At 69.8% G+C, this 26,022-nt stretch carries 21 protein-coding genes and 1 tRNA gene; 6 read left to right on the top strand and 16 right to left on the bottom strand.

Features of this window, described 5'->3' with window-relative positions; translation table 11 throughout:
* Positions 1-125: 125 nt before the first annotated feature.
* Positions 126-2,243 carry an MMPL family transporter gene (locus tag SALPAC2_RS0107730; RefSeq protein ID WP_018216080.1) on the bottom strand — a complete coding sequence of 706 codons (2,118 nt, stop codon included), beginning with the start codon at positions 2,241-2,243 and terminating at the stop codon, positions 126-128.
* A gap of 257 nt (positions 2,244-2,500) precedes the next feature.
* Here SALPAC2_RS0107730 and SALPAC2_RS0107725 point away from each other — a divergent pair, with 257 nt between their 5' ends.
* Both SALPAC2_RS0107725 and SALPAC2_RS0107720 read left to right on the top strand, forming a co-directional pair.
* Positions 2,501-3,388 (top strand): phosphatase PAP2 family protein, encoded by an 888-nt coding sequence (locus tag SALPAC2_RS0107725; RefSeq protein ID WP_026184518.1) that lies wholly within the window; start codon positions 2,501-2,503, stop codon positions 3,386-3,388.
* 3 nt (positions 3,389-3,391) lie between these two features.
* A complete protein-coding gene (locus SALPAC2_RS0107720; protein ID WP_018216078.1) occupies positions 3,392-4,108 on the top strand; it encodes a maleylpyruvate isomerase N-terminal domain-containing protein in 717 nt (238 codons plus the stop codon).
* Between the two features lie 93 nt (positions 4,109-4,201).
* Here SALPAC2_RS0107720 and SALPAC2_RS0107715 read toward each other — a convergent pair whose 3' ends face one another.
* The gene (locus SALPAC2_RS0107715; protein WP_018216077.1) at positions 4,202-5,080 is read right to left on the bottom strand and encodes a DUF1028 domain-containing protein; all 879 of its coding nucleotides are present in this window, start codon (positions 5,078-5,080) and stop codon (positions 4,202-4,204) included.
* 100 nt (positions 5,081-5,180) lie between these two features.
* Between SALPAC2_RS0107715 and SALPAC2_RS0107710 the strand changes: the two genes are divergently transcribed.
* Positions 5,181-6,155, top strand: a complete 975-nt coding sequence (locus SALPAC2_RS0107710; RefSeq protein WP_018216076.1) for an LLM class F420-dependent oxidoreductase — start codon at positions 5,181-5,183, stop codon at positions 6,153-6,155.
* The gene (locus SALPAC2_RS0107705) at positions 6,152-7,060 is read left to right on the top strand and encodes an SDR family oxidoreductase (protein ID WP_018216075.1); all 909 of its coding nucleotides are present in this window, start codon (positions 6,152-6,154) and stop codon (positions 7,058-7,060) included. Before SALPAC2_RS0107710 ends, SALPAC2_RS0107705 begins: the two co-directional genes overlap by 4 nt.
* On the opposite strand, the gene SALPAC2_RS0107700 is transcribed toward SALPAC2_RS0107705, so the two are convergent.
* The 5 genes from SALPAC2_RS0107700 to SALPAC2_RS0107680 all read right to left on the bottom strand — a co-directional run bounded on the left by SALPAC2_RS0107700 (position 6,948) and on the right by SALPAC2_RS0107680 (position 15,540).
* Positions 6,948-9,335, bottom strand: coding sequence for a transglutaminase domain-containing protein (locus tag SALPAC2_RS0107700; RefSeq protein WP_080636895.1), 2,388 nt, complete (start codon positions 9,333-9,335; stop codon positions 6,948-6,950). The genes SALPAC2_RS0107705 and SALPAC2_RS0107700 overlap by 113 nt on opposite strands.
* Positions 9,311-10,516, bottom strand: a complete 1,206-nt coding sequence (locus SALPAC2_RS0107695) for a DUF58 domain-containing protein (protein WP_018216073.1) — start codon at positions 10,514-10,516, stop codon at positions 9,311-9,313. The genes SALPAC2_RS0107700 and SALPAC2_RS0107695 overlap by 25 nt, the downstream gene beginning before the upstream one ends.
* 3 nt (positions 10,517-10,519) lie before the next feature.
* Positions 10,520-11,515: an AAA family ATPase gene (locus SALPAC2_RS0107690; protein WP_018216072.1), complete on the bottom strand. Its 996-nt coding sequence runs from the start codon at positions 11,513-11,515 to the stop codon at positions 10,520-10,522.
* 25 nt (positions 11,516-11,540) lie between these two features.
* Positions 11,541-14,138 carry a fibronectin type III domain-containing protein gene (locus SALPAC2_RS0107685; RefSeq protein WP_018216071.1) on the bottom strand — a complete coding sequence of 866 codons (2,598 nt, stop codon included), beginning with the start codon at positions 14,136-14,138 and terminating at the stop codon, positions 11,541-11,543.
* Positions 14,139-14,286: 148 nt separating this feature from the next.
* Positions 14,287-15,540, bottom strand: coding sequence for a fibronectin type III domain-containing protein (locus tag SALPAC2_RS0107680; protein ID WP_018216070.1), 1,254 nt, complete (start codon positions 15,538-15,540; stop codon positions 14,287-14,289).
* A gap of 212 nt (positions 15,541-15,752) precedes the next feature.
* On the opposite strand from SALPAC2_RS0107680, the gene SALPAC2_RS0107675 reads away from it, so the two are divergent.
* A tRNA-Leu gene (locus SALPAC2_RS0107675) sits at positions 15,753-15,836 on the top strand.
* Here the strand turns inward: SALPAC2_RS0107675 and SALPAC2_RS25980 are convergent.
* A complete protein-coding gene (locus SALPAC2_RS25980) occupies positions 15,818-17,215 on the bottom strand; it encodes a recombinase family protein (protein ID WP_026184516.1) in 1,398 nt (465 codons plus the stop codon). The two genes, SALPAC2_RS0107675 and SALPAC2_RS25980, sit on opposite strands and share 19 nt — an antisense overlap.
* Positions 17,216-17,248: 33 nt before the next feature.
* On the opposite strand from SALPAC2_RS25980, the gene SALPAC2_RS25975 reads away from it, so the two are divergent.
* Positions 17,249-18,856, top strand: a complete 1,608-nt coding sequence (locus SALPAC2_RS25975) for a fibronectin type III domain-containing protein (protein WP_162561317.1) — start codon at positions 17,249-17,251, stop codon at positions 18,854-18,856.
* Between the two features lie 426 nt (positions 18,857-19,282).
* Here SALPAC2_RS25975 and SALPAC2_RS0107660 read toward each other — a convergent pair whose 3' ends face one another.
* From SALPAC2_RS0107660 to SALPAC2_RS0107620, 8 genes are all read right to left on the bottom strand, one after another.
* A complete protein-coding gene (locus tag SALPAC2_RS0107660; RefSeq protein ID WP_223874127.1) occupies positions 19,283-20,470 on the bottom strand; it encodes an ISAs1 family transposase in 1,188 nt (395 codons plus the stop codon).
* A gap of 744 nt (positions 20,471-21,214) precedes the next feature.
* Positions 21,215-22,102: a phosphoenolpyruvate carboxykinase (ATP) gene (locus SALPAC2_RS27270; RefSeq protein WP_162561315.1), complete on the bottom strand. Its 888-nt coding sequence runs from the start codon at positions 22,100-22,102 to the stop codon at positions 21,215-21,217.
* Positions 22,103-22,140: 38 nt separating this feature from the next.
* Positions 22,141-22,683, bottom strand: coding sequence for a dCTP deaminase (locus SALPAC2_RS0107650; RefSeq protein ID WP_018216066.1), 543 nt, complete (start codon positions 22,681-22,683; stop codon positions 22,141-22,143).
* The gene (locus tag SALPAC2_RS24640; RefSeq protein ID WP_018216065.1) at positions 22,680-23,210 is read right to left on the bottom strand and encodes a dCTP deaminase; all 531 of its coding nucleotides are present in this window, start codon (positions 23,208-23,210) and stop codon (positions 22,680-22,682) included. Before SALPAC2_RS24640 ends, SALPAC2_RS0107650 begins: the two co-directional genes overlap by 4 nt.
* Complete coding sequence (locus SALPAC2_RS0107640) at positions 23,210-24,145, bottom strand: hypothetical protein (RefSeq protein ID WP_018216064.1); 936 nt, start codon at positions 24,143-24,145, stop codon at positions 23,210-23,212. The genes SALPAC2_RS24640 and SALPAC2_RS0107640 overlap by 1 nt, the downstream gene beginning before the upstream one ends.
* A gap of 103 nt (positions 24,146-24,248) precedes the next feature.
* Complete coding sequence (locus tag SALPAC2_RS0107635; RefSeq protein ID WP_018216063.1) at positions 24,249-24,866, bottom strand: hypothetical protein; 618 nt, start codon at positions 24,864-24,866, stop codon at positions 24,249-24,251.
* An 11-nt stretch (positions 24,867-24,877) separates the two neighbouring features.
* Positions 24,878-25,507 carry a hypothetical protein gene (locus tag SALPAC2_RS27265; protein WP_162561312.1) on the bottom strand — a complete coding sequence of 210 codons (630 nt, stop codon included), beginning with the start codon at positions 25,505-25,507 and terminating at the stop codon, positions 24,878-24,880.
* Positions 25,504-25,977, bottom strand: a complete 474-nt coding sequence (locus tag SALPAC2_RS0107620; protein ID WP_018216060.1) for a hypothetical protein — start codon at positions 25,975-25,977, stop codon at positions 25,504-25,506. The genes SALPAC2_RS27265 and SALPAC2_RS0107620 overlap by 4 nt, the downstream gene beginning before the upstream one ends.
* Between the last annotated feature and the right edge of the window lie 45 nt (positions 25,978-26,022).

Here is a 26,022-nt window from a genome sequence, read left to right as displayed (position 1 = left end):
TGCAGTCAGATTTTGTTGAATCCGGGCGACTCGATGGCCCCGTTCGGAGTGCGGGATCAGGAGGAGGCAGTCCCGTTCGGCGGGTACGCCGACCGCTGCGACGAGGACACCCTCGTGGGTGTCGGTCAACCGGTGCCCGGCGGACTACCGTCGCTTCGCTCAAGCCGGCTCGGCCACCAGATTCGGCGACCAAGGTCGTGGGTGAGGGCCGGCACCAGCAGGGAGCGCACGACGATGGTGTCGATGAGAAGCCCGACGGGAAGGGCGATGCCCAGCTCCACCAGGATTCGAACCGGGAGCACGGTCAGTGCCGCGAAGGTCGCCGCGAGCACGACACCGGCAGAGGTGATCACCCCACCGGTTACGGTGAGTGCGGACAGCACGCCGCGTCGGGTGCCCAGCCGCTCTGACTCCTGCCGGACCCGGCTCATTAGAAAGACGTTGTAGTCCACCCCTAGAGCGACCAGAAAGACGAACGCGAACAGGAGGAACTCCGGATCCACCTTGGGGACGTTGAGCAGGTACCGGAAGATCAGCACGCAGATTCCGACGGTGGCGGTAAAGGAGAGCACCACGGTCAGGACCAGGAGTATCGGCGCCAGCAGGGCGCGCAACAACACCGCCAGGCAGAGCAGGATCACGGCCAGGACGACCGGAAAGATGACCTGCTGATCCCGGTCGGCGGCGTTGGCCGTGTCCACATTTGTTGCCGTGAAGCCACCGACCACGGAGTCGGAGCCGGGCACCGCGTGAACGGCGGTGCGGAGCCGCCGCAGGGTCTGCTCGGCGCTGTCACCGTCCGGTGCGTCGCTCATGGTCGCGTTCAGCTGCGCCCGCCCGTTCACGACCTTCGGTGCGGCCCCTGGTTGCTCAGCCGTGGTCGAGGCCCCACCCGCCGCGGTGACCGGTGCCACGGAGGCGACTCCCGACACCTGACGGGCCGCGGCGGCTACCTGGTCAACGGTCTCCGCGTTGGTCACGATGATGGCCGGACTGCCGGTGCCGCCGGGATAGTGCTGATCAAGCAGGCGCTGACCGCTGACCGATGACCGGTTCCCGGAGAAGAGCAGGTCATCCTGGTTGATTGCCTGCTTTCCGAGCTGGGTGACCCCGATCGCGGCCACGCCGAGGCAGACGGCGGCGATCACCCACACGAGTCGGTCTCGCCGGCCGACGAGGCGGGCGACCGGCGTCCAGAAGCGGTGCGAGGTGGTTGCGGCCCGCTGCTCCGGGCGCGGAGTCCGCGGCCAGAACACCCGCCGCCCACCCAGGACGAGCAGGGCGGGGAGGAAGGTGAGCATCACCAGCAGCGTGCAGGCGATGCCGATGGCGGAGACCGGTCCGAGGGAGCGGGTGGAGCTGAGCACCGACAACAGCAGCGCGAGTAAACCGAGGATCACCGTCGAGCCGGAGGCGATGATCGCCGGAGCGGCGCCGCGCCACGCCACCTTCATCGCGTCAACAGGGCGTTCCCTCCGGGTAAGCTCCTCCCGATAGCGCGCAATGAGCAGCAGCGCGTAGTCGGTGCCCGCACCGAAGACGAGCACGGTGAGGATCCCCCGCGACTCCCCACTCAGCTTGATCACATTCGCATCGGCCAGCCAGTACACGAAGACCGTGGCCAACACGTACGAGAGCCCGGCGGCGATCAGCGGAAGCGCCCACAAGACCGGACTACGGTAGATGATCAGCAGGACCACCAGCACCGCGCCCAGGGTGACGACCAGCAGCTCGCCGCCCACCCCGGCCAATACCGTGATCAGATCGCCCCGTAAGGCGGCCGGGCCGGTGACCTCGATGGTCAGTCCGCCCTGGTCGCCGCCGGTGATCGCGCGCAGCTGATCGATGACGTCGTTCTCCGCCTGCCCCACGGCGTTGTCGATCGGGACAACCACCAGCAGGGCCTGCCCGTCCTGGCTCTGGACGGGGGGCGCGACGGGCCCGACAACCCACCGCACCTGGCCGAAGCGGGTCAGGTCTGAGTCCGCCCGTTCCTGGTCGGCAACGGTTATCCCCGCCGAACGCTCGTAGACCACCAGGGCGGGCGTGGTGTCCGCACCGGTGATGTCCCGGCTGTCCTGCTGCGCCTGCTGCGACTCCGCATCAGCGGGAAGAAACGTTTGGAAGTTGTCGATCTCGACCTGGTCCAGGCGTCCTGGGAACGAGTGGGCCACCCCGCCGATCACGAGCCACCCGACGGTCACCACCACCGCGATCAGGGTGCCGACGTGGCGCGCACGCATCGCGGCCCCCGTCAACGTTCGGCTTGCTGGTACCGGTGGCCCGACCTGCCGTGCGGCCCCGCGACCAGCAGCGGGCCTGGCCCCGACAGCAGTGCCCTCCGTTCACTCGGGCGCGAGCGCACGGCCGGATCTGACATGGGTCAACTATCTGGGGTAGCGGCTGCTGACACTCCGACTTCCCGCCGTTCTCCGCTGAACAGGTGAAAGTCGGAACGGTGTGGTTCAAGCGGACAGTCGATGTCACCTGCCGTTAGGTTGTGCGGGTGCGTGACACGGCAAGGCGTGGGACGGCGGTCTGGCTGGCCGTGCTGGCGCTGGCACAGACCGTCGCCCTCATCGTGGTGTGGCGCACCGCGGTGCACACCGAGCTCGGCCAGTGGCTCGACACGGTCGCCCTCACCGGTAACCGGATCGGCCAGGACCGCATCGACGGACCGGTCAACCACATCCTCAACGCCATGTCACTGGTGGCGCTGCTGGCCGCCACCGCCGTCATCGGGTTCATCGCGCTGATCCGGGGCCGGGTCGCGCTCGCGGTCACCGCAACCCTGCTCGTCGTCGGCGCCAACCTCACCACCCAGGCGCTCAAGTACGGCCTCGCCCGGCCTGACCTCGGCATCGACCCGCAACGGATCTTCGCCGGCAACAGCCTGCCGAGTGGCCACGCCACCGTCGCCGCCTCGTTCGCGGTGGCGCTGGTCCTCGTCCTGCCACCGACGGTCCGAGTCCTGGGCGCGTTGCTCGGCACCGGCTACGCCGCCGCCGTCGGGGTGGCCACCCTCTCCGCCGGATGGCACCGACCCAGCGACGCCATCGCCGCGTACCTGGTGGTCGGGGTCTGGGCGGCGCTCGGCGGACTGGCGTTGTTGACCATGCAGCGCGAGCGGGCGAAGGTCGACCCCGGCGACGCGCACCGGCTCGCCGCCGTGCTACTCGGCACGGGCGGCCTGCTCGCGGTCGTCGCCGGCGGTCTCGCCCTGGCCTGGCTCGCCGACGGCCCCCGGATCGCCCCGAGCGCGTTGGGCCGTCGGCCTCTCCTCGCCGGCTACGCGGGCGGTGCCGCCGGAATCGCCGGTACGATGGCAATCGTGATGGCCCTGGTTCTGGTCAGTGCGCACCGCCTCATCCCCCGAAACGCGGGCTGAGCCATGCTGGAACCGGCCATGATGGAACCAGCCGTTGGTAGCCCACCGGAGCTCACACCGGTGCGGGGGGCGTTTCGGGACGAATGCGTCCGGCTCACTGCTGAGCTGCGGGACCTGACCGAGACCGACCTGGACCGGGCCACCAACTGCCCGCCGTGGACCGTCCGCGAGCTGCTTGCCCACGTGCACACCGGTGTCGGCCGGCTCGCCGGGATGCTCGCCGCCCCCGCCCCGCCCCGGGCGCAGGTGGACGCCGCCGGCTACTTCGGCGCCGCCAAATTCGCCCCGCCGGTGGACGCCGACCGCATCGAAGGTGGCCACCGAGCGGGACGGTTCCTGGACGCCGCGACGCTCGCCGCCGACCTGGAGCGGGTCCGGCGGGCCACCCTCGACGCGGTCGACGCGCAGCCCCCCGGCCGGCTGGTCCGCACCCGGCACGGCGATGCGATGACAATGCTGGAGTTCCTGCGTACCCGGGTGGTCGAGGTCGGGGTGCACGGCCTGGACCTAGCCGCGGCGCTCGACCGGAGGCCGTGGCTGACCCCGGCCGCCGCCACCGTGCTGGCCGACCTGCTCACCGGTGGCCATCCGGTGCCGGCCGCCCTGGGCTGGGACCGGCTGACCTTGATCCGTAAGACGACCGGCCGGTTGCCGCTGACCTCCGCCGAGCAGGCGACCGTTGCCGCCGTCGACTTCCGCTGGCTGAGCTTCGCGCCCTGAGCGCTTCCGGTGCGGCGCCGAGACCTCCCCCGGTGGAGCTGAACGCGGGCCCGCCCCGAGGCCGCCGTGCCGCCCGGCTCGGCGTCAGCTCGCTCAGGACGCGCGCCGGGCGCGGACAGCGCGGGGCGCGGGAACCTGCGGGGCGGTCCGGCGTAGCTGCTCCAGCACGACCGGGTCGATCCGGCCCGGCACCAGCCGCCGCTCCAGGTTCTCCAGCCCCGCCCAGGCGACCAGGGCCTCCTGCGGAGCCCCCGGATCGGCGGGGTGCCCGAGCGCGGTGAGCAGGCCGGCCACCTCGACCGCGAGCGCCCCGGTGAGATCCAGCAAGGTGCCCGGGTCCGGACGGCTGAACAGTCGAGTGTGCGCGGCGAGCAGCCGGCCCAGCTCGGCTACCGGATCCGGGTGGTCATCAACTCGCAGGTCGACCAGGACGTCGCCGGTGCCGGCGTACCCGGCGCCGCGCTCGACGACCAGCAGCCCGGCGCTCTGCCGCCCGCGCCGGTCCCCACCCGCCTCGTCCCCGGCGCGCAACGCGGCCAGCAGGCGCTGCGGGAACGGCAGCCCTCCGCCACCGAGCCAGCCGTCGCGGACCTCGTCGATCACCTGCGGACCGGCGAGGATGTTGCCCTGTGCAGCCCAGCCATCCCCGGACTGCCCGCCCGCCCAGGGGCGGCATGCCGGCCCGGTCCAACCGGCACCCGCGCCGGTCGCACCCACCACACCGAGCTGGCGGTGGTCGCGCTCGTCGTCGGCGGCGACCAGCCCGGCGACCACGCCCGCCGCCCCAACCCCGGTCCGCAGCAACGCCAGGCCCTGCGGCCGGTAGGCCAGGTTCACGTGCCCCTGGGTGGCGATCGCGCCCACCTCGGCCTCCGCGGCCGGCACCAGCGCCCCGGCGGCGAGGAACCTGCTGGCCACGACCACTCCGTGCAGCCGGCCGTCGGCGGAGCGGGCGACGAGGGAGAAAGTCACGAGCCGCAGCGTAGCGCGGTGACCCGGCCGGGCGGCCAGACCAGATCTTGCCGACCGCCCGCCGGCCCGACATCATCGACCGATGACGACGCGATGGGGCATGACGGTACCGTTGAGCGGCATCCCGCTGGCCGACCACGCCACGGTCTACCGCACACTCGACCAGGTCGGATTCACCGACGTCTGGTCGGCCGAGGTGACCGGGGCGGACGCCTTCACACCGCTGGCGCTGGCCGCCGCCTGGGCGCCGCGGCTGCGGCTGGGCACCGCGGTAACACCGGTCTTCACCCGCGGGCCGGGGCTACTCGCGATGAGCGCCGCCGCCCTCGCCGAGACCGCCCCCGATCGGTTCGCCCTCGGCATCGGCGCCTCGTCGCCGGTGATCGTCCGGGACTGGAACGCCGGCGAGTTCAGCGAGCCGTACCGGCGCACCCGCGATGTGCTCCGCTTCCTGCGCGCCGCCCTAGCCGGAGAGACAGTCGACGGAGCGTACGACACCTTCGCCGTCCGGCGCTTCACGCTGGAACGCCCGCCGGCCGTACCCCCGTCACTGCTGCTCGCCGCGCTGCGCCCCGGCATGCTGCGGCTCGCCGCCGCCGAAGCCGACGGCGTGATCCTCAACTGGCTCGCCGCCACCGACCTACCGCAGGTGCTGGGCGCGCTCGGCCGGGCTCGCCCCGGCTTCGAGGTCGTCGCGCGGATCTTCGTCTGCCCCACCACGGACGCCGGGTACGCCCGCGCGCTGGGCCGCCGGCTCATCACCAGCTACCTGACCGTCCCGGCGTACGCGGAGTTCCACCGCTGGCTGGGGCGCTCCGAGGTCTTCGACCCGATGTGGACGGCCTGGGCCGCGGGAGACCGCCGGGGCGCCGGGGCGGTGGTGCCGGACGAGGTGGTGGACGCGCTCGTCCTGCACGGCAGCCCCCAGGAGTGCCGGGCCCAGGTGCAGCGGTACGCCGCGGCTGGGGTGGACGTTCCGGTACTGGCGCTGCTGCCAACGCCCGAGCTGGCAGCCGGCGCCGCAGCGGCACTCCTCGACGTGCTCGCCGGGCTGGGCGGGGGTGAGCCCCGATGAACCTCACCGACCGGGTCGCGGTGATCACCGGCGGGGCCGGGGGGATCGGGTCCGCGCTGGCCCGGCGGTTCGCGGCGGAGGGAGCGGCGGCCGTGGTGGTCGCGGATCTGGACCCCACGGCCGCCCGCGCGGTCGCCGCCGCGGTCGGGCCCGTCGCCCGGCCCGTCGAGGTGGACGTCACCGACGAGGAGCAGGTCCACGCGCTGGTCACCGAGACCGAGCGACGCTACGGGCGGATCGACCTGTTCTGCGCCAACGCTGGCGTGGCTACCGGCGGGGGAGTGGCCGCCCCGGACGCCGACTGGGATCGGGCCTGGCGGGTCAACGTGCTCTCCCACGTCTACACCGCCCGGGCGGTGCTGCCGGCGATGCTCGCCCGCGGCGGTGGGCACCTGCTCATGACCTGTTCGGCCGCGGGTGTGCTGACCGCGGTGGGGGACGCGCCCTACGCGGCCACGAAGCATGCCGCGGTCGCCTTCGCCGAGTGGCTGGCCATCACCTACCGAGACCAGGGCATCCGGGTCAGTGCGCTGTGCCCGCAGGGCGTCGCCACCCCGATGCTCACCGAGGGACTGGCCGCGGGGCACCTGGCCGCGCGGGTCGTCGCCGCCTCCGGCACGGTACTCACCCCGGACCAGGTGGCCGACGTGGTGATCACCGGGCTCGCCGAGGAACGGTTCCTGATCCTGCCGCACCCTCAGGTCGCCGAGTACGCCCGCCGCCGCGCGGAGGATCCCGACGGCTGGCAGGCCGGGCTGCGTAAACTCGTTCGCCGGCTGACCGGGTCGACAATCAGGTCCGGTCGCTCCGCCGACGCCGATCCGCCCGGTCCCGAACCAGCGGACCAGGGTGGACCGGCCACAGCAGACGGCGCCACCAGGGACGGGCCACCCGCAGCGCCGTGACATACGCCCGGGCGATCACCGCGGCCCGCTCCGCCTGCTGCTCGGTGAGCGTGCCCGGGGCGAAGGCCACCCGGTTGAGCAGGTCCGCCAACTCGGTGACCCCCACCGCCGCGACCGGTGGCGGCTCACCGTCGGCCCCGCGGGCCTGCGCCAACACCTCGCGCGCCGCCACGGCGACCTCGGTGGCGGCCAGATCACCGGTTGCCGGCTGCCCGGCGAGTCGCAGCGCGTCGGTCACCTCCCGCCAGGCACCGCCCACCCGCTCGCCGGGAGAGCCGCGCTCCAGCCGGCCCCGGCTCAGCGCCCGGCGTAGCCACAGCAGCGTCAGCAGCAGCAGTGCCGCCAGGGCCAGCCCACCCCCGACCGCAACACCCCCGACCAGCAGCACCGACGGTGACCCGCGGGGGGCGTCTACCGGCCCCACCGGTGCGCCGGAGGCCTGCGGGGTGACCGGCGACTCCGTGCTCGGCTCCGGCGTCGGCGTCGGCGGCTCCTCCGGCGGGGGACGCAGCCCCTCCTCGACCGGCCGCGGCTCGGTGTCCGGCTGGGGCAGCGGGTCGAACGGTACCCAGCCCAGCCCGTCGAACAACACCTCCGGCCAGGCGTACGCGTCCCCGGCCCGCACCGGCCCGTCGCCCGACGGCCGGAACCCGACCACCACCCGGGTCGGCAGCCCCACCAGTCGGCCCAGCACCGCGAACGCCGCCGCGAACTGCTCCGACGTTCCCCGCTGCCCGCCCGCGTTGCTCGGGCCGAAGAGGAAGAACTCCAGATTCGGGTACGCGTGCCCACTCGGGGCGTCCGGAACCAGTCGGTAGTGCTCGGCGAGGAACTGCTCCACCGCGGCAGCCCGTTGGTACGGGGCGCCGGCCGACTCGCCGAGCTGCTCCGCCAGCTGGCGCAGCGACTCCGGCACCCCGTCGGCGACCCGCAGCACCCGCGCCACCTCCGCCCCGGCCGGCACCTCCGCCGTGGCCAGCAGGTTGACCTCCGGCCGTTCCCGGGCGGACGTCACGGTGTACCGCAGCCCGGGGGCCAGCCCTTCCGGGTGAATCAGGGTCCCGGTCGCCGGGTCGTACGCCACCCGCGCCCCGGTCACCTCCCGCGGGGTGGCGACCGCCGGCAACAACCGCCCGGTCAACCCGGCGACCGTGAGCTCCTGGCGGACCGTCTCGACGATGCTCCCCGGTGCGGTATCCGTCGCCGGGAGGACCCGGCCGGCGTTGCGGTACGTCGCGCCGACCTGCCAGGTAACCCCGTCGTAGTCACTGAGTACCGCCAGCCGGATCCGCGCCTTGACACCGTCCGGGTCTGCCCCGACACCGTCCGGGTCTGCCCCGACACCGTCCGGGTCGGCCTCGTCGGTGGCGAGGGTCGTCACGTCCAGCAGCTTCTGCTCCGGTTGCAGCGCCCAACCCGAGATGCGGATCAACGGATTCTCGTCCAGCGAGTCCACGCGGGGCGGCTCCACGTACCGGCGCGGGTCAACCGGCCGGCCGCCGATCACGCCGACGAGCGCGGGACCGAGCAGGACCGCCAGTGCCACCACGACCGCCGTACCGGCCGTGGACGCCCCGACGAGCCGGATCCGTGTCGCCGCGCGGGCCTTCGGCGGCAGCCCCGCCATCCGGTCCGCGGCGGCCGGCCGGCCCCGCCCCGGCAACGCGAGCCCGAGCACCGCCACCGCCACGAAGACCAGCGTCGGCCCGACCGCCGGCGCGGCGTTCGGCCCGACCAAGTAGACGGCGCCCGCGAAGAGCAGCACCGGCGGCAGGTACCCGAGCAGCACCCGACCCGCCCGCAACGTCACCTCACTGGCGGCCAGCCCGGCCAACCAGGCGGCCACCACCGGAACGAGGACCGTGTCCGGCGTCGGCTCCACCGGAATCATGGCGGTCAACAGTCGGGGAATGCCGTTGCGGGCGGCCTCACCGGCGATCTCCACGAGCGGGCCGGGCAGGTCGGCACGATCGGCGGTGAGCCGCAACGACCACAGTGTCCACGCCGCCAGCCCGAGAACCGACAGCGGCGCCACCAGCCACGAGGGCAGCCGCCGACACAGCACCCCCACCAGCACCGAGCCGACAGCGGCACCGGCAACCAGCAGCGGGAGCAGAGCACCGGAGTACATCCGCCCGAGGACGACCCCGGGCAGCGCCACCAGCACGACCAACACCACCGCCAACGGCAGCTCCGAGGTCAGGAGCGACCTCCTCCCCGCGGGGCGGCCGGTACCACGTTCGGTAGTCCTCACCACCGTCGCACCCGATCCCACTCGGCGGCGAAGGCAGCCCCGTCCACCGCGTCGATCACCACCAGGCCGGTCGTCGGCGACTGCGCCGGCTCCGCCGCCCCGAAAACCCCGACAACCACCGACGGGTACGCGCCGCGGAGCGCACCGAACCGGCCGAGCGTCTCCCGCCCGCCCGGGCCGGTGAGCGCGATCAGGGTGTCGCCGAGTCGATCCCCCCGCAGCCGCGTCAGCGTGGCGTCCAGGGTGTCGGCACCGAGTCCCGCCGCCGCCAGCCGATCCAGCGGGCCCAGCACCCCGGCATCCGGCGTACCCGCCGCGCCGACCTCCTGCTCCGGGCCGATTCCCCCGGCAGCCGGCGCGCTGACCTCCTCCGCCGGGGCCACCAGCACCAGCACCACCGGCAGGTCGGCCCGGTAGGCGGCGGTCAGCACCGACGCCGCCGCCTCACACGCCGACTCGAACGACTCCGCCACCCCAGCCGACCGCTGCGGATGAGCCACCGCCCGGTTGTCCAGCAACACCACCAGGCGAGGCAGGCTGGTGTCCACGTTCTCCCGGACCATCAGTTCACCCACCCGCGCGCTGGTCCGCCAGTGCACCCGACGCAGCTCGTCCCCGACCACGTACTCCCGCAACGAGTCGAAGGTAATCGAACCGTGCGGGACGGAATCCACCCGGCCGTCCAGGCTACGGCCCGCACCGGTGGGCATCACGTTCAGCGGATGGACCCGCGGGTGCACCCACACCGGCACCGTCTCGCCGTACGGGCGCGACAACGACACCAGACCCAGCGGGTCCCGCCGGGTCACCCGCAGCGGCCCCACCGGCACCACGCCCCGGCGGGTCGTCGGCACGTCGTACCGGGCCGTGGTGTCCTTCCCCGGCCGCAGCCGCAACACCGGCACCGGCACCGGCACCCCACCACAGCGGTCCTCGGCGACCAGGTTCGCCGACCGGAGCCGGCCGCTGTTCTGGACGGTCACCGTCATCGTCGCCGGCTCACCGCGCCCCACCCGGTCCGGCTCGGCCCGGCGGACCACCGCCAACCGGGGCCGCCACGCGGCCACGGCCAACGCGTAGCCGCCCGCGGTCGCCCCCGCCACGCCCAGCAACGCCAACTCCGGGTACGCGAACCGGAAGCCCGCCACCAGCAGGGCGGCGGCAGCGACAAACAACCCGATCCCCCGGGCAGTAACCCCCACAACTCAACCGCGGACCGTGGCGGCCTGCCCGGACGGCAGCGGCACCGGCACCGAGGCGATGGCCTGACGCAGCACCTCCGTCGGGGTCACTCCCCGCACCTGCGCCTCCGGGGTGAGGAGCAGTCGATGCGCGAACACGGGCTCAGCGAGCAGCTTCAGATCCTCCGGCATGATCCAACCCCGGCCGTCGATCAACGCGTACGCGCAGGCCGCCCGGGTCAACGCGATCACCCCACGCGGGCTCACCCCCACCCGGACCTGCCGATGGTTCCGGGTCGCCGCGGCGATCCGCACCGCGTACGCGTACAACGGCTCGGCGATGTGCACCCGGCGCGCCATCCGTACCATCTCCTCGACCGTCGCGGTGTCGGTGACCGGGGTCAGCGCCTCCGGAGAACGCGCCGTCGCACCCCGCAGCACCTCCACCTCAACCGCCTCGTCCGGATAGCCGACCGACAACTTCACCAGGAACCGGTCCAGCTGCGCCTCCGGCAGCCGGTACGTGCCATCCATCTCCACCGGGTTCTGCGTCGCCACCACCAGGAACGGCTGCGGAACCGGATGGCGCACCCCGTCCACCGTCACCGTGCGCTCCTCCATCACCTCCAGCAGCGCCGACTGGGTCTTCGGCGACGCCCGGTTGATCTCGTCGGCGATGACGATGTTGGCGAAGACCGGCCCCGGATGAAACTCGAACTCCCGGCTGGCCTGGTTGTAGATCGTCACCCCGGACACATCCGACGGCAGCAGGTCCGGGGTGAACTGGATCCGCCGCCACTGCCCCTGCACCGTGGCGGCGACCGCCCGGGCCAGCGTCGTCTTGCCGACCCCCGGCACATCCTCCAGCAGCACGTGACCCTGCGCGAAGAGCGCGGTCAGGGCCAACCGGACCACCCCCGGTTTGCCCAGGACGACCGCGTTGATGTTCTCGGCCAGCCGGGCGGCGAGGGCGGCGAAGCCCTGCACCTCCGACTGATTGAGTAACTCGGGGGAACTCACGCTGGTGCTCCTTGCGTGGCGTCGGTCAGCAGGTTGGCAGAGCGTTGATGTCGTCACCGCCGTCGAGGTTCAGCCAGGCCCACGGAATGTAGTTGCGCCCCTGGTAGTCGACCTGCACCCACCAGGTGCTCTTCTTGTGCCCGTTGTAGACGTAGGCATACACTTCCTCGCCCGCCTGCCGGCAGTACGCCTTCAACCGCGTGCCCGGCTTGGCCCACCCGACCTGCCGGGGGTCATCCTGCCGCGGCACCGAGAAGATCTCGTTACCGTTGCGGCCGTCCACGTCGGCGTCACAGTAGGTCGCCTGGTCCCCGGAGTCGCCGTTCTCGCAGGTCGCCGTCCCGTACAGCACCGCGGTCGACTGCGCCCGGGTCGCGCTGCCCGGGCCGGCCGCGTTCGTCGCCGTCACCGTGAACGTGTACGCCGTGCTGGCAGTTAGCCCGGACAACGTGATCCGGGAACACGGCCCGGACTTCGCCGGCTTGCCGCTGGTGCCCAACGTGCAGGTCGCCTTACCGCCGCCCGCGTCCACAGTAAAATTCACCGTCACCGACGTGGCCGTCGCCGAGGAACCGGTCACCGTCACCTTCGGCGCGGCCACGGTCCGCGCGGTCACCGTAGCCTCCGGCCCCGGCCCGGCCTCGTTGACCGCCCGCACCTTGACCGTGACCTGCTTCCCGTCGCCCAGCCCGCTGACCGTCGTCCGAGTGTCGGTCACCTGGCTCTGCTGACCACCCGCGTCCACCCGGTACGCCGTTACCGGCCGGCCGTTCGCCGCCGCCGGCCCCCACTGCACCGCGACCGTCCCCGGCTGCTCCGCCACCGTCGTGGCCTGTAGCTCCACCGGCTCCCCCGGCGGCGCGTACGGCACCACCGTGTTACTCACCGGCGAGGCCGCTGAACCCGCACCCTTGTCATTGACCGCGACGACCGAGAACGCGTACTGCCGGCCGAACTCCAACTCGCCCGCCGGCACCACCAGCTCCGTCCCGGTCGCCTCCCCGGCCAGGGAGTTTGTGCCGGCCGAGGTGGCCGTCACCACGTACCGGTCGATCGTGTTGCCCTGCCCGTTCGCCGCCGGCCAGCGCACCGCGACCGTCCCGTCCGGGCGCGCCTCGGCGGTCGCGCTCGCCGGCGGATCCGGCACCTCCGCCGTCGGCGTCACCGGGTTACTGGTCCGGGCCGGGCCGTCCCCCTTGGCGTTGACCGCGAACACCGAGAAGGCGTACGTCTCCCCGTTGGTCAGCCCCTTGATCTCCACCGCCCGCTGGTTGGTGCCGACCTCGACGCGCTGCCCACCGCCAGACACCACGTACTTGATGATCTCTGCGCCATTGGCGGCGGCGGCCCGCCAGCTCACCCGGGCCTGGGCGTCCCCGGCCGCCGCGGTGACCGCCTGCGGTGGACCCGGTCGGCTCTCCTTCGGCTTCGGCGGCGGGGGCGGCGGTGGGGGAGCGGGCGGCGGGTCCCCACCCAGCACGTCGTTGGCGTACTTGTCGACCTCCCGCATCCGGTGCCGGTCGTCCACCACCCGGGCGATCGACGCTTCCGGGGCGTTAATGAACAGGTGGTTCTCCCGAACCTCCAGTTCGAGCGGACCAGCCGGTGCCCCGGACATCGAATCAACCAGCCGGCCGGCCTCGTCGAGCACGTACACGGTGCCGGTGGCCTCGTCGGCGCAGTAGAAACGGCCCGCCCACGACACCGCCGGGCTGAGGTCGCCCCCGTCACCGGGCACCGTGAAGTTCGTGACCACCCCGTCGGCGACCACGTGCACCTGCCGCTGCGACGGCACCGTCACCGGCACCGCCGACCCGTTGGTCCGGGCGGGCAGCGCCGCCGGCGCGGTGGTCGCCAGGGGGGTCCGCGTGACATCCCCCGCACGCACCATGATCAGTGAGCCGGCCGTCCGGTCGAGCACCGCCACCCCCTCATCGAGAGTGGACACCATCAGCTCGTGATGGGGCTCGGTCACGTCGTACGTCTCAATCAGCTCCGGACTCAGACCCTCCTCGGTGCCGGCCGACGCTGACGGCAGCGGCGCGGCGCTGATCGCCGAGACGGTCCCCTCGCTCGGCACGGCGATCCACAATTGGCCCTTACCGTCAAAAGAACCACCGGTGATGCCCGGCGGAAAGCGGACCGACTCGCCGACCGGCGACAGCGAACGCGGATCGAGCTGCCGGACGATGCCCTGCACCGCGTCCACCACGAACGCCGCGTCCTCGTGCAGCACGACATTCACCCCGAGACCAGGCGTGGTGGGGGAGGTCGCGAGGATCCGCAACGTGGCCAGGTCCAGCGAGCTGACCTGGCCCGTGCTCAGATCCCGCAGGACGAGTAGCCGGTCGGTCTGAGTGACCTGCACCGGATGCTGCTGCGCACCCGGAACCTCCAGCCGGGTGTCCACCCGCGCCGTCACCCCGTTGACCCGAGCCAACTCACCCCGAGCACTGCTCCACAACCAGGAACTGGCGTCGAAGGTGGCCACCGCGTTGTCGGCGGCGCCCACCCCGAGCACAGTCAGCCCCATCGCGGCCAGTAGCGCCGTCACAGTGGCGATGGTGACCAGCCCACCACGAAATCGGCGACGCGGAGTCACGCCATCATCGACGGTGGCCACAACTAATTGCCTCCCCGTATCGTTTGAGCAGGTGGCGGGTCCGAAGACGGCGGCCCTCCCAGAAGTCGGCCGTCATCATATTTGGCTCTGCACCGGCAAGGGAACCCGTACCGTCCACCGACGTACACGCAGCGTACTGCCCGACAAGCTATCGCTCGCGATTGGTGCACACCTGCCCGGACGTGGTGAACGTCTCCGTCGAATACACCGCTAGCACCGTGAAACAGTAGTCCACCCCGGCACTCAAACCGTTGATCGTGTAGCTGGTCCGCCCCGGCTCCACCCGGCCGTTCATCCCCAGCTGCTGCCCCGCCTGGCCGGCCGCCACCACGAACGGAACGGTGCCATCGGACGGATCCGTCCACGTAAGCGTGACCGAGCTCCGATCGTCCCGCAAACTCAGGTCCGTCGGCGGCGGCGCACTCGGTACCCCGCTCGGCGTCTCCGCCGCCGACGCCCGCGGTGTCTCCGGCAGTGGAGCGGCCGTCGGATCGCTCCGAAGAAGCACCACCAGGCCCGTGCCGACGATCGCCACCGCGGCCACCCCCGCCGCGGCGAGCACCGTGGCCACCACGGTCCAGTTCCGGTCGCGCCGCTGCGGCTCCCGGGCCGGGTGCGCGGCCGGCACCAGACCGACAACGGTGTCGTCCACCATCCGGGATGGGCCCGGCGCGGGGTCAGTGGCTGGAACCCCAGGTGCGGGGCGGGCGCCGAAAGAGCCGTACGTGGACTGCGGCCCCCAGGACTGCTCTAGCCGTCGCCTGTCGCCGTCCCCGTCCGGTCTCGGTCCGACCGCTGGCGGATGTGGTGCCGGACGGTCGGCATGGCCGGGAGACGGATTCGATGGAGCCGGCGCGGCCTGCGGCGGAACCGGCGGCTGGGCCCGTCGAACGTTCGAGGACGGCGCCGCGACCGCCCCGGTCCCCGGGCGGCCCGGATTGGGCTGCTCTGGGCTCGGTGGGCTCGGCGTGCCGGACGAGCTGTCAGCCAGACCCTCGTTGAAGTAGGCCCGCGCCGCGCGGACCGACGAATGGTCGGCCCCGAGCGCGTCCGGACCGGCGTTCAGGATCCGATGGAAGTTGCGGCGGGCCTCGTGTCGGTTGCCGAGTTCGTCCGCCACGCTCGCCAGCTCGAAGACGAGCGCCAGTAACAGGGGATCGGCGTCCGACCGGAGGCGCTCACCCGCCGCGAGCGCCTCCTCCAACACCCGGCGGGCGGCGCTTGGGTCGCCAGCCTCCCGATGCAGCCGCGCCAGGAGGTGCGCGGTGTCCAGCACCTCGGGATGATCCGGGCCGTACGGTGGCGGATGGGCTGACTCCACGGCGTCGGTGAGGAGTTGGCGGGCGCCGGCCAGGTCGCCGGCGTGACGCAGAGCGAGAGCCCGATGCTGCACCGCGGCCAAGGGAGAGGGCGAGGGATACGACACGTGGTCATGCTGCCGGCCCGACGTGCCCCGACGCTACTGCAACAGCACTCCTGTCCGGTATTGCCACTCGCCGAGAGCCGATGTGCATGATCCATCCGGGCGGTGTACAGTAACTCCTCGTGCGGCCCGCCGGGTAGCCGACAGGTGAGAAGATCACTTCGGTCATCGCGGTAGGCTGAACAGAGCAAGTCCGGGTGGCGGAATGGCAGACGCGCTAGCTTGAGGTGCTAGTGCCCGTATAGGGCGTGGGGGTTCAAGTCCCCCCTCGGACACGTACAGTTACCCCACAGTAATCAGCGTCGGGCTTGGCCTCGACGCTGATTTTGTTTTGGCCGGGGTTGTAGGTGAGGGTGAGCCGTAGCTCGCGGTAGACCGTGCGTTTGTCCTCGCTGCGGGCGTCGCGCAGGGTGTTGCGGATGTTGTCGAAGCTGCCAACGAGGCGTCGGATGTCGTTCTCGGTGAGGCGGTCAGGCGCCTGTTTCTGTGCGGTTGCGGTGTCGCGTTGGGCGAGGGCAGCGGCGCGCTGGGCGTTGACCTCGGCGATCCAGGTGGCGATGGTGGTGGCGTCGCCTCCGGCGTCTGCGATGGCTCGGTACTGGAGGAGTTTGGCGTCGCACGCAGCGATGATCTTGTTGGCGGCGGTGATGTTCGGGGTGGCGGTGTTGGGTTCGGTGTGGGGTTGGGCGGCGTGGAGTCGGCGGATCGTGTCGGTGAGTCGGTGCGGGGCGAAGACGGTGAGGAGCCAGTTGTCGAGTGCGGGGACGATGTCTCGTTCTGCGACGTAGATGTTGCGGGGGTGCTGGATGTGGTTGGCCAGGGCGTACTCGTTGGGGTAGCGGCATCGGTAGTAGGCGGTCTCGTGTGCCTGGTGGCTCTGCATCTTGCGTCCGCACAGCCCGCAGAGCATGAGTCCGCGAAGGATGTAGGGGTAGCGCGCTTTACGCGGTTGGGCGCTGATGCGGCCGCTGCCGCTGGCGTTCATGATCGTTTGGGCTAGTTCGAAGTCGTTGACGGTGACGAGTGGTGGGTGGGCGATCGTGTCGGACCATACCCACGAGTTTTTGTCGTTCCAGCGCATGCGGGTTTCGTAGCCGAGGGCGACGTCGTTGACGTCGAGGAGTACCTCGTCCTTGCGTTGTTTGTTCCATACCTGGCGGCCGGTGTAGCGGGGGTTGGACAGGATGTTTTTGACGGCGCTTTTGGCCCAGCCTTCGCCGGTGCGGTGGGGGTTGCGGGCGGGGTCGGCGGCTGATGGTGAGGCGATGCCGTCGCGGGTGAGTGCCTCGGCGATGGCGAAGTAGCCGTTGTTGGCGAGGTACATGGCGAAGATTCGCCGTACGACGGGTGCGGTTGTCGGGTCGGGTTCGAGCTTGTGTAGGCGGCGGCCGTCGGCGGCTTTGCTTGGGTTGGGCTGTGGTCCGGCGTCGGCGAGGCGGTATCCGTAGGGTGGGCGTCCGCCGAGGAACCTGCCTTCGATTTTTGCCTGGGAGGTCATTGCGGTGCGGACGCGGACTTTCACCCGAGTTCGTTCGCCTTTGGACATACCGCCGAAGACGCTCATGATCAGGTAGTGGGCTTCGGACTCGGGGTCGATCGCGCCGCCGACTTCCGGCATCCAGAGGCCGACGCCGTAGTGCGAGAAGACGGGCATGGTCAGGCTGTACTGGTTGCCGTAGAAGGCGCGTTGGGGCTCAACAACGCGTACGAGTTCAAGGTGGTGGCGACCAATGCAGCTGGTGCAGGCCCTGCCAGTGCTGTGGTCAGGGCGACCGCCCGCTACAGCCCGCCGGCGGCGCCGAAGAACCTGCGCGGCAAGAGCGGCGGTGACGGCACCATCCACCTCGACTGGGACGCCCCGGGGCCGGGTAGTTTCCTCTACTGGATCTACTTCCGGGACGTCACGGCGGGGGAGACGAGCTTCACCAAGGGGTCGCTACCGACCGAGCGGACGGAGGCCGACCTTGGGTTCCTCCGGCACAACCACGTCTACGAGTACAAGGTCGCGGCGTCGAACCAGGGCGGGGAGGGCCCAGCATCGTCAGCAATTCAGGTGACGTCGAAGGGTGGGCTCCCAGCGGCGCCGACCGGCCTTACTGCGACCGCCGGCGACGGGCAGGCGACCCTGCGGTGTACCGCCAGCACGACGCCCAACGTGACCTACAACGTGTACCAGCGGAACGCGACCAGGGGCCAGTCGTGGCAGAAGCTGTCGCTACCGGTCTCGGGTACATCCATGACTGCGGCTTACCTCACCAACGGCGACACGTTCGAGTTCAAGGTGACCGCCTCTAACGCCTCCGGCGACAGCGCCGCGTCCAATGTCGCCTCGGCGCGGCCCATGCCTCCGTTCCCGCAGGCGGCGACGAACCTGACGGCCACTGCGGGCGATGGAAAGGTCACGCTGAAGTGGACCGCTAGTCCCACCAGCGGCGTGTCGTACTGGATTGAGAATCGCGCCAGCGGCGGAAGCTGGCAGCGTCTGCCCTATGCCGTCGGATGCTGCAGCTTCGAGGTGAAGCTGTTGAACAACGGCACCACCTACTACTTCCGGGTGTTGGCTACAAACCTGTCGGGCACGGCAACTGCTACCAATACGGCTAGCGCAAGGCCACTGCCGCCCAAGCCAGCGGCACCCACTAACCTGCAGGCCACAGCCGGCAATAGCCAGGTCACCCTGCGCTGGACGCCGAGTGCAACCCCAAACGTCTACTACTGGGTGTGGAAGCGAGAAGGGCTGGGTTCCTGGACGCGGTTCGCCTTTCCAGTATCTGGAACTTCAACCGTCCTTCGACTCCCCGCAGATCGCACATACTCGTTCAGAGTGCAAGCAAACAACCTGGCGGGTGACAGCGATTTCTCCAACATTGCCACGGCGACACCATGGGAGCCGACTTTCGAATGGGCTAGGTACTCACCGAGGAAAACGTTCCTATGGGAGCGGACGTCCAAATGGCTTATTATGCGACAGACGTACAACTGTGGCGGGCTGCCAGGTAACGACCTCTGCGTGGAAGAGATGCAATTCAGGTCGACGGGTGGCGAGTACTATTGGCAGGTAGGCACCGACGGCGCGAGGTACCAAACATTCGTAGCTGGCGCGAATTATTACAGAGCAAGAAAATGCGCTTCACCCGGACTCATTTGCACGCTACCCGGAAATTGGGAATGGAATTCCAGTCCAGCATGCCAGGGGCAGCCGTTGATCTACCGGATAGTTGTGATGTGTGATCCATCGACCGGCATCCGGATGCCAATGAACACACCGCCGCCTCCTGTCGCCCATCCTGTTTAAGAAGAAAACGGGTCTGCCGCTGCCGTGTTCGAGCAGCGGCAGAACCCTACATAGGCTTGTCACCTCGTTGGCCGGTTGTGCGTGGCATCTTTGGGAGGAAATACTGTGACGATGGCAAGTTCAGATCCGGACAAACCCAACAGGCCAGACACCGGACCACCCACCGACCCACTGAAGTTCAGGACCGCCGACAGTCCCAGCCCGTACCTGTTTGAGTCGAAGGTCGAGATGCTTGGCCGGCTAGCCGAGGCCCGTACACCTCGTGCACGACTCGCGACCAAAGCCTTGGTCTGGATGATTTTGCTGGCGATGCTTGTGAGCATTCTTTGGTCGATCATATCTGCACATTAGCCCGGGTTTTTACGAAGTGACGCGCCCCGGTTGGCTGCCTCGCCAGGGTTCCGGCAAGGTGACGATATGGCCGTTTCAGTCGAGTCCGAGTAGTTGGAGTGGCCGGTATGGGTTTCGGCTGTTGTGGCGTAGGGCTGCAGCGATGGTGGTGATGCCGGTTAGCCGGAGCAGGTTGATCGCCGTGTTGCGCAGAGTGGCCATGGCGCGGGGTGCGTTGCCGGTGCGTAGGCGGCTGGCGTCCTCGGCGTAGGTGGTGTCGCGGATGTGGTGCAGAGTTTCGATGGCCCAGTGCCCGCGCAGCCAGTCGGCCAGTTCGGCAGGGCCGGCCTGGGCTGCGCTCAGGTTGGTGATCGCGTAGACGGTGACGGTGGACCAGCGGCCAGTGGCCAGGTTCAGCCGTCGGCGGCGGATCCGTAGTGCTTGTACGGCGTGGGGAAAGTCCAGGGCGAGTGGCCCGGTGCAGGTGACTGCTTGCAGGCGGCGGATGTCGTAGCGGCCGTGCCCGCGGGTGCTGGTCTCGTCCTGGATCGGGATCTTCGTCCAGGGCAGGGTCTTGAGCTGCCGATACAGACGCGGCTGGTTCTTCTTCACGGTGAAGACGTAGGCGGCCTTCTTGGTGTCGACCAGCCAGCGGGCATGCTCGCGCTGGGTGTGTAACGCGTCGGAGGTGACGACCACCGCGGTCAGGTCGAGAGGGCCCAGCAGCGGCTGGAAGCGGGTCAGCTCGTTGGTCTTGCCGTCGACGTCGACCTGGCCCAGGACCGTCCCGGTGTGCTGGTCGAGCACTGCGAGGAGATGCACCTGTTCACCGGCCGGGCCGCTGCCCCGCAAGGTTTTGCCGTCCACGCTGTACACCCGTCGCCCGGTGGTCGCCGCCGGCTGGCACGCGAGGACCCACCGACCGACCGTGTCGTCCAGGGCGTCGGCGTCGACACCGGCCAGGATTCGCCGGAACGTGGACTCGTCTGGAGCTCGATGCACCCCGGTGAACGGATCCCGGAACACGCCCAGTTCAGCGAGGACCTGCTGCGGCGCATCAGCGGCCCATTCCGCGACCGCCGCCGCGGAGCGGGCACCGGTCAGCACCGTCGCGACGGCAGTGGCCAGGACCGCGGGCAGCGCATGGACGACACCGCGGGGGTCTCGCCGGTCCGGCACTGCCGCCAACGCCGTGACCAGGCTCGACCGGCGTTGGACCGGCAACGACTCATCCAGGTGGTCCGCGTGCACGGCCAACACATCAATCAGCGATGTTGATCCCAACGGGCGTGGTCCTCTTTGATCTTCCCAGACTCGACACTTGGATGATCATCGAAAGGCCGCGCCCGTCTCTATACCACCATGATCCGGAGCGTCCCCATCCAACCGGCCACAACGGTCATATCGCTACCTTGCCGGAGCCCTGGGTGTGGGGTGGTTGGTATACCAGGGGCATGGGCGCTTGCGCGTCCCCCTTCGCATGCTCCGGCTATAGGCGCATTACAGGGCCGGTGTCGTTGGAGCGGGGGTCGTGGCGCCAAGGCGATGAGGGTGCACGAATGTAGCGCAGGCTGTGTATGTTGATGGACATCAGGTCACCGGGCCCCTGCCTGAAGTGGATCCCACAAGTGGGTAGCGGGGTGCCTCCCCTTCGGCGATGAACGAAACCTGTCTCGGTGCGCCGAGGTGTCGGCAGGAATTAGACGATCACGATGAGGAAGTAGGAACACAAGTGTGCTCCGTTCCCGTCGGCCCGGATGGCAACCGATCGATGTCTCTCACCGTGACGGTCCAGTAGCTACCCCGGTACTCTGGCCGCGGCCTTGCCAGGGGCGGTGTCGTGTCGCAGCACTCGGCAAAGCTCGCTGTTGGCAGGCTGTTACCATCGACATTCAATTGTTATGTCATCGCCGACGCATCGCGATGGTGGGGTTGTGGTATCGATCCCCCCTCGGACACGAACCGAATCCCAACGGTGCGTGGCAAGATCGACATTTGCCCGCACCGTTTGTGATTCCGGGTCGTAGGTCAGGTGCAACCCGAGGCTGCGGTAGACCTCCAGCTTGTGTTCCGGCTCGGCGTCCCGCAGGGCGTCCACGAGGTCTCCGAGCTCCTCGACAATGGCGATGATCTGATCCTCGTTGAGGCGAGCGGGTATGCGGGGTTCTTCTTCGGCTGGCGCTTGGTGGCGTTGCTCGGCGCGTTGCCGTTCTGCCTGGGTTTCGGCGATCCAGCCGGCGACCACGGCCGGGTCAGCACCAGCGTCGAGTGCCGCGCGGTAGCGAGAGAGCTTTGCGTCGCATTCGGCAAGGGTGGGTCCTTCCGGTACGACTGCGGCCTGGGCTGGCATGTCGGTGTGGGCCTGGTCGAGGAGCGGACATTGACGGTGCGCGGAGAGCCGTGCCCGGTGAGGGCGTCGGTGATGACCAGGTCGTCGTTGGAGACGAAGTCGGCGCCTCCGTTGAGGAGGGCGCTCAGGATGCTCGAGGTCTTGCCGGACCGCTTGTGCCCGAGGAACGCGATCCCGGTGCCCTGCGCCCGGACCAGTCCGCCGTGCAGGAAGAGGTCTCCGCGTTCGTACGCCTGCCAGCGCAGCAGGTACCGCACCGAGCGGAGGAGCTGCTGGACGGCCCAGCTGTCGTCCTCGTTCACCAGCGCCAGTCGTCGCCGCGCGTCGTTGACCCACACGACGCGGTCCGGCTCGTACTCCGACTCCAGCACGACGCGTCGCCAGGCGTCCCCCGACGGCGGGGTAGCCCGGACCAGGACGTGCGGGGCGGTCCGTGGCGCCTCGGCGGACGTCACCTCGATGTACGGCGAGGCGAGCCCCGTGAGGCCGGCGAGGACGCCGGCGGGCGCACTCACGCGCACGGAGGCGCCGTAGGCGGAGGCAACCACCTGTCCGTCGCCGGCCATCGCGGAGTTCCCTTCCTGTGAACCGCGGTGCGAGGTGGTCATCCGACGGGAAACAGGGACTGCCAGAACGGATCCTGGGAGATCATCGACTTTCGCGGACCCCTGGAGCCCTGGTACTTCCCGCGGTACAGGACGATGTCGCCCTGCGGTTTCCAGAAGGTCATCTGGGCGAGCCGCATCCCCGGGAAGATCCTGAGTGGCAGCGTGGAGAAGAGCTGGAACGTCACGTTGCCGATCGACCTGATGTCGATGAGGTCGGCGGTGACGTGAACGAAGAGACCGGCGCGCGCCGTGCTGGACTTCGCGTGCACCACCGGCACGAACTGGGTGCTGCCGACGATCTCGCGCGAGGACCCGAGGCAGAAGCCGAGCGGTTCGAGCAGCAGGCCGGTGCGGGGAATGGTGATCTCTTCGACGTCCTGCTCCTGCCTCGGATCGATGATCTCGTCGCGGTAACGCAGGATGGTGTCACCGAGGGTGAGATCGATGCTGTTCGGGTTGAGGTGCTCGGGATCGAACGGGGTGACGGTGATGCCGTCTCGTTCGACCTGCCGTCTGATCTCTGGGCCGCTGAGGATCACTGGAACTCCTGCATCGCCGACGGGACCTCGTGGAGTTTGGACGGCATGGGGCGGTTGTGCCGCCCGTACCAGCCGAGGTAGGGGGCAGGAGTGCCCTGGGTGTTCCAGAACGACACCTGTCCGATGATCTGACCGGGGTAGACGTATATGTCGAGCGCCGCCAGCAGTTCCAACGTCCAGCGGTGGACCGCCCCCTGGTGGCCCAGATCCGCCGACAGTTGGACGAACAGGCCCAGCCGGCCCACGGAGCTGCGGCCGATCAACGAGGTGACGTAGCGGCCGCTGCCGATCCGCTCGACCGTGTGCCCCAGGTAGAGCTGGCCCTTGCGCAGCAGCACCCGACCGTCGACCGGCGCCACCAGATCGTGTCGGAACCCGTCGCGGCCGGGGGTCGCGCTGACTTGATAGATCTCTTCGCCCAGCCGGTAGTTGTAGCTGTTGGGGTTGATTCGCGCCTTGTCGAAGGGATCGATGACGATCTCGCCCCGGGAGACGGCTTCCGCGATGGCCTGTCCGGTAAGGATCATTACATGACCGCGGGCATGATCTCGGACTCGACCAGGTGCCTGAAGTCCGCGTCGAGCAGGACGTCCGACCCCCACTTCTCCCATCGGTCCTGCCGGTCGGGCTCGCGGACCGCGTAGAAGGAGAGGATGCCGAGGAGTCCCCACAGCTCGAAGTGCGGGACCATCTCGGCATCGCCCTCGCACAGCGTCGCGGACGCGGCGTCGAGGAACTTCTTGTGCAGCTCACCGCCGCGCAGGTGCAGGCTGACCGCACCGACCGCGTGGGCCGGGGTGGACATCCCGGCGATCGGCACATTCAGTACGCGGAGCCGGCCGTTCGGCTCCACGACCCAGTTCTTCAGGTTGGCGTCGGCGGAGATCACCCTGGCGGGTGCGGGGTTGCGCTCGGCCGCCGCCGCGAATCCACCGTCCAGCCAGCGGTCCACCGCAACCGCCACGTCGGTGTCCCGGTAGAACGGACGCGCCCGGTCCCAGTACCTACGACCGTAGTACTCGACGAACTCGCGGTGAGTGGGCCAGGGGGTGGCGGACCGCTTGTAGAGACCGAAGCCCTCGTACATCCGGGGCAGGTGGGCGCAGGCGCCGACGTAGCGACAGAGGTTGTCGACGATCTCGTCGTCGGGCGGCGCGTCGCCGGCTTTGATCAGGTCGGCCAGGTTCTGCCCCTCGACGAACTCGGAGAACGTCGCGTCGAACGGGTCTCCCCGCTCGGTCTCCAGGACCCTCAGGATCCGCTGCACCGGGACGTGGTCCACGAGCGCCCTGTTCGCCCGGGCCAGATAGCTCAGCGGGATGTCCGTGTCGGTCACGTACTTCGCGACGACACGGCCGGCCCCCGGGGAGGACACCTGGAAGACGACGTTGTTCGTGTCGCTGAGCTGCGTGATCTGCGCGTCAGGGTATGCGTTCCTGAGGAACGTCCGAAATGCAGTCACCTGAACCCCCGTTCTTGCCTCAATGTCTCGCTGCGGCCCTGACGGCGGAGCCCTCCGACCGACGACGCTCGGCGTCGGCACTCCACAAGGTAGTGGCGGAGGGTCAGGCCGCGCCGCCCGACGATCTCGCCTCCGGGTGGCGCCAGCGAACGGCCAGCACCTCACCGAGGGCGACCACCTGCCGGGTGAGGTCCGTCAGACTGCCCTCATTGACCAGTTCGAAATCGGGGACCACCGACTCGCCGCCGAGTTCGGTGGGGTGGTCGTCCCGGCCCGCCGACTGGTCGCCGCGCTGCGCCTTCCGCGAGCGGCGCAGCGCGTCGGGGGCGGAGACCTTCACCAGCCTGAACCCCGACGCGGCCAGCGGACCGAGATCCACCGGCCGGGCGTCGTCGCACAGCAGGACATCCGCTCCCGAACGAGCCGCGCTCTCGCACCTGCGGGCAAAATCCGCCACCAGGAAGTCGGGGGAGACGCGTCGGAAGTGGGAACCCAGGAAATTCAACAGGGCACCGTCCTGCTGACCGGGGGTGAGACTCTCGCCGAGCCGCTCGTAGAAGGCGTGCTGGACATCGTAGAGCGGCTGGGCGAGCTTCACGACCGAGACGCGCAGGCCGGCCGCCTCCAGTTCGGGAGTGAGGAGGGAGACGGTTGTCGACTTCCCCGCACCCGGCAGCCCGAACAGCGCGACCCGTGATGGGGCGCCCTCAATGAGTGTCACGGTCGTCTCGCTTACTTTTCGCAGACGAAGACCGAAACCTGCTTGCTGATCTCGAAGTATCCGACATTCGAGATCTGCTTCGCAACCGCCTCTTCCACGGCTGTGTAGAGATCGTCAATCATCGACTGGGAGATGGTGTCGCCGGCGTGGGCCTTCACGCCGAGCAGTCTGTGCCCATTGCCGTAGAAGTTCATGAACTGTTCCGACCTGTCGAACCGCAGCGAGTCGACGTACGGCTTCTCCTCGACGGAGCCGAAGGTCCGCCTCAGGATTTCCTCGGCATTGTCGAGCACCATCACGCCCCGCCGGCCGCGCGGCAGCCGGTCGATGAAGTCGCTCGGGAAACCGACGCGCTCCATCGTCTCGAAATGCAGGACCGCCCAGGCCGGTGATGACGACGGGATGTGCGACGTCCTGTCGCCGCGCGAGTTCACGTTTGAGGTGACCGAGTTGCTGATCGAGCGGGTGCCGACGTTGACCGCGGCACAGGTTTCCACGATCCGGCAGTCGCTGGTCGACCACGCCCGATCGCACGGCTGGGTCGAGAGCTGAGCCTGCGGCCGTTCTACGGGCCACCTCGTCGCGTCCTCCGGGCGCGATGAGGTGGCCCTTTCCGGCGATGGGCGCCGTGCCGTCGTCATCGGCGTTCAGGTGCGAACGGCACCCGCTTGGCGATGCCCTGGCGGGTCACGGCCAGGGCCTCGCCGATGAAGCTGATGCCGATGGAGAGTTGGATCGGGCGGGCGGCTGCCTGCATGCCGAACTTGTCGGCGAGCAGGCTGTAGCCGAACATCACGACCAGGGTGCCGACGATGGCCGCGAAGGTCCGACCGCGGTAGCGCTGCCACAGGAAGCCGCGCTTCTCGTAGACCACGACGAGCGAGCCGCGCAGATAGCCGAGGGCGAGACCCAGGGCGGAGCCGCCGACCAGCCAGGCGTAGTCGTCGGCGTGGAGGCCGTCGGTCTTGAGCAGGGTGTAGAGGCCGATGGCGGTGAGGATCACCGGTGGCGCCCACAGGTCGCGCCTGTTCAGTGGCTCGCCGATCAGCCGCTTTACCACGACGACGATCAGTGCGATGGCGATGATCGCCGCCAGGACCCAGCCGTTCACTGCGGTACCTCCCCCGTTTTGGCATTGCGGTGTCAAATTATCATG

This window comes from Salinispora vitiensis (assembly GCF_000378825.1).
GTDB lineage: Bacteria > Actinomycetota > Actinomycetes > Mycobacteriales > Micromonosporaceae > Micromonospora > Micromonospora vitiensis.
The sequence above is the reverse complement of the archived record's forward strand: the minus strand, read 5'-3'. Positions and strand labels throughout refer to the sequence as shown.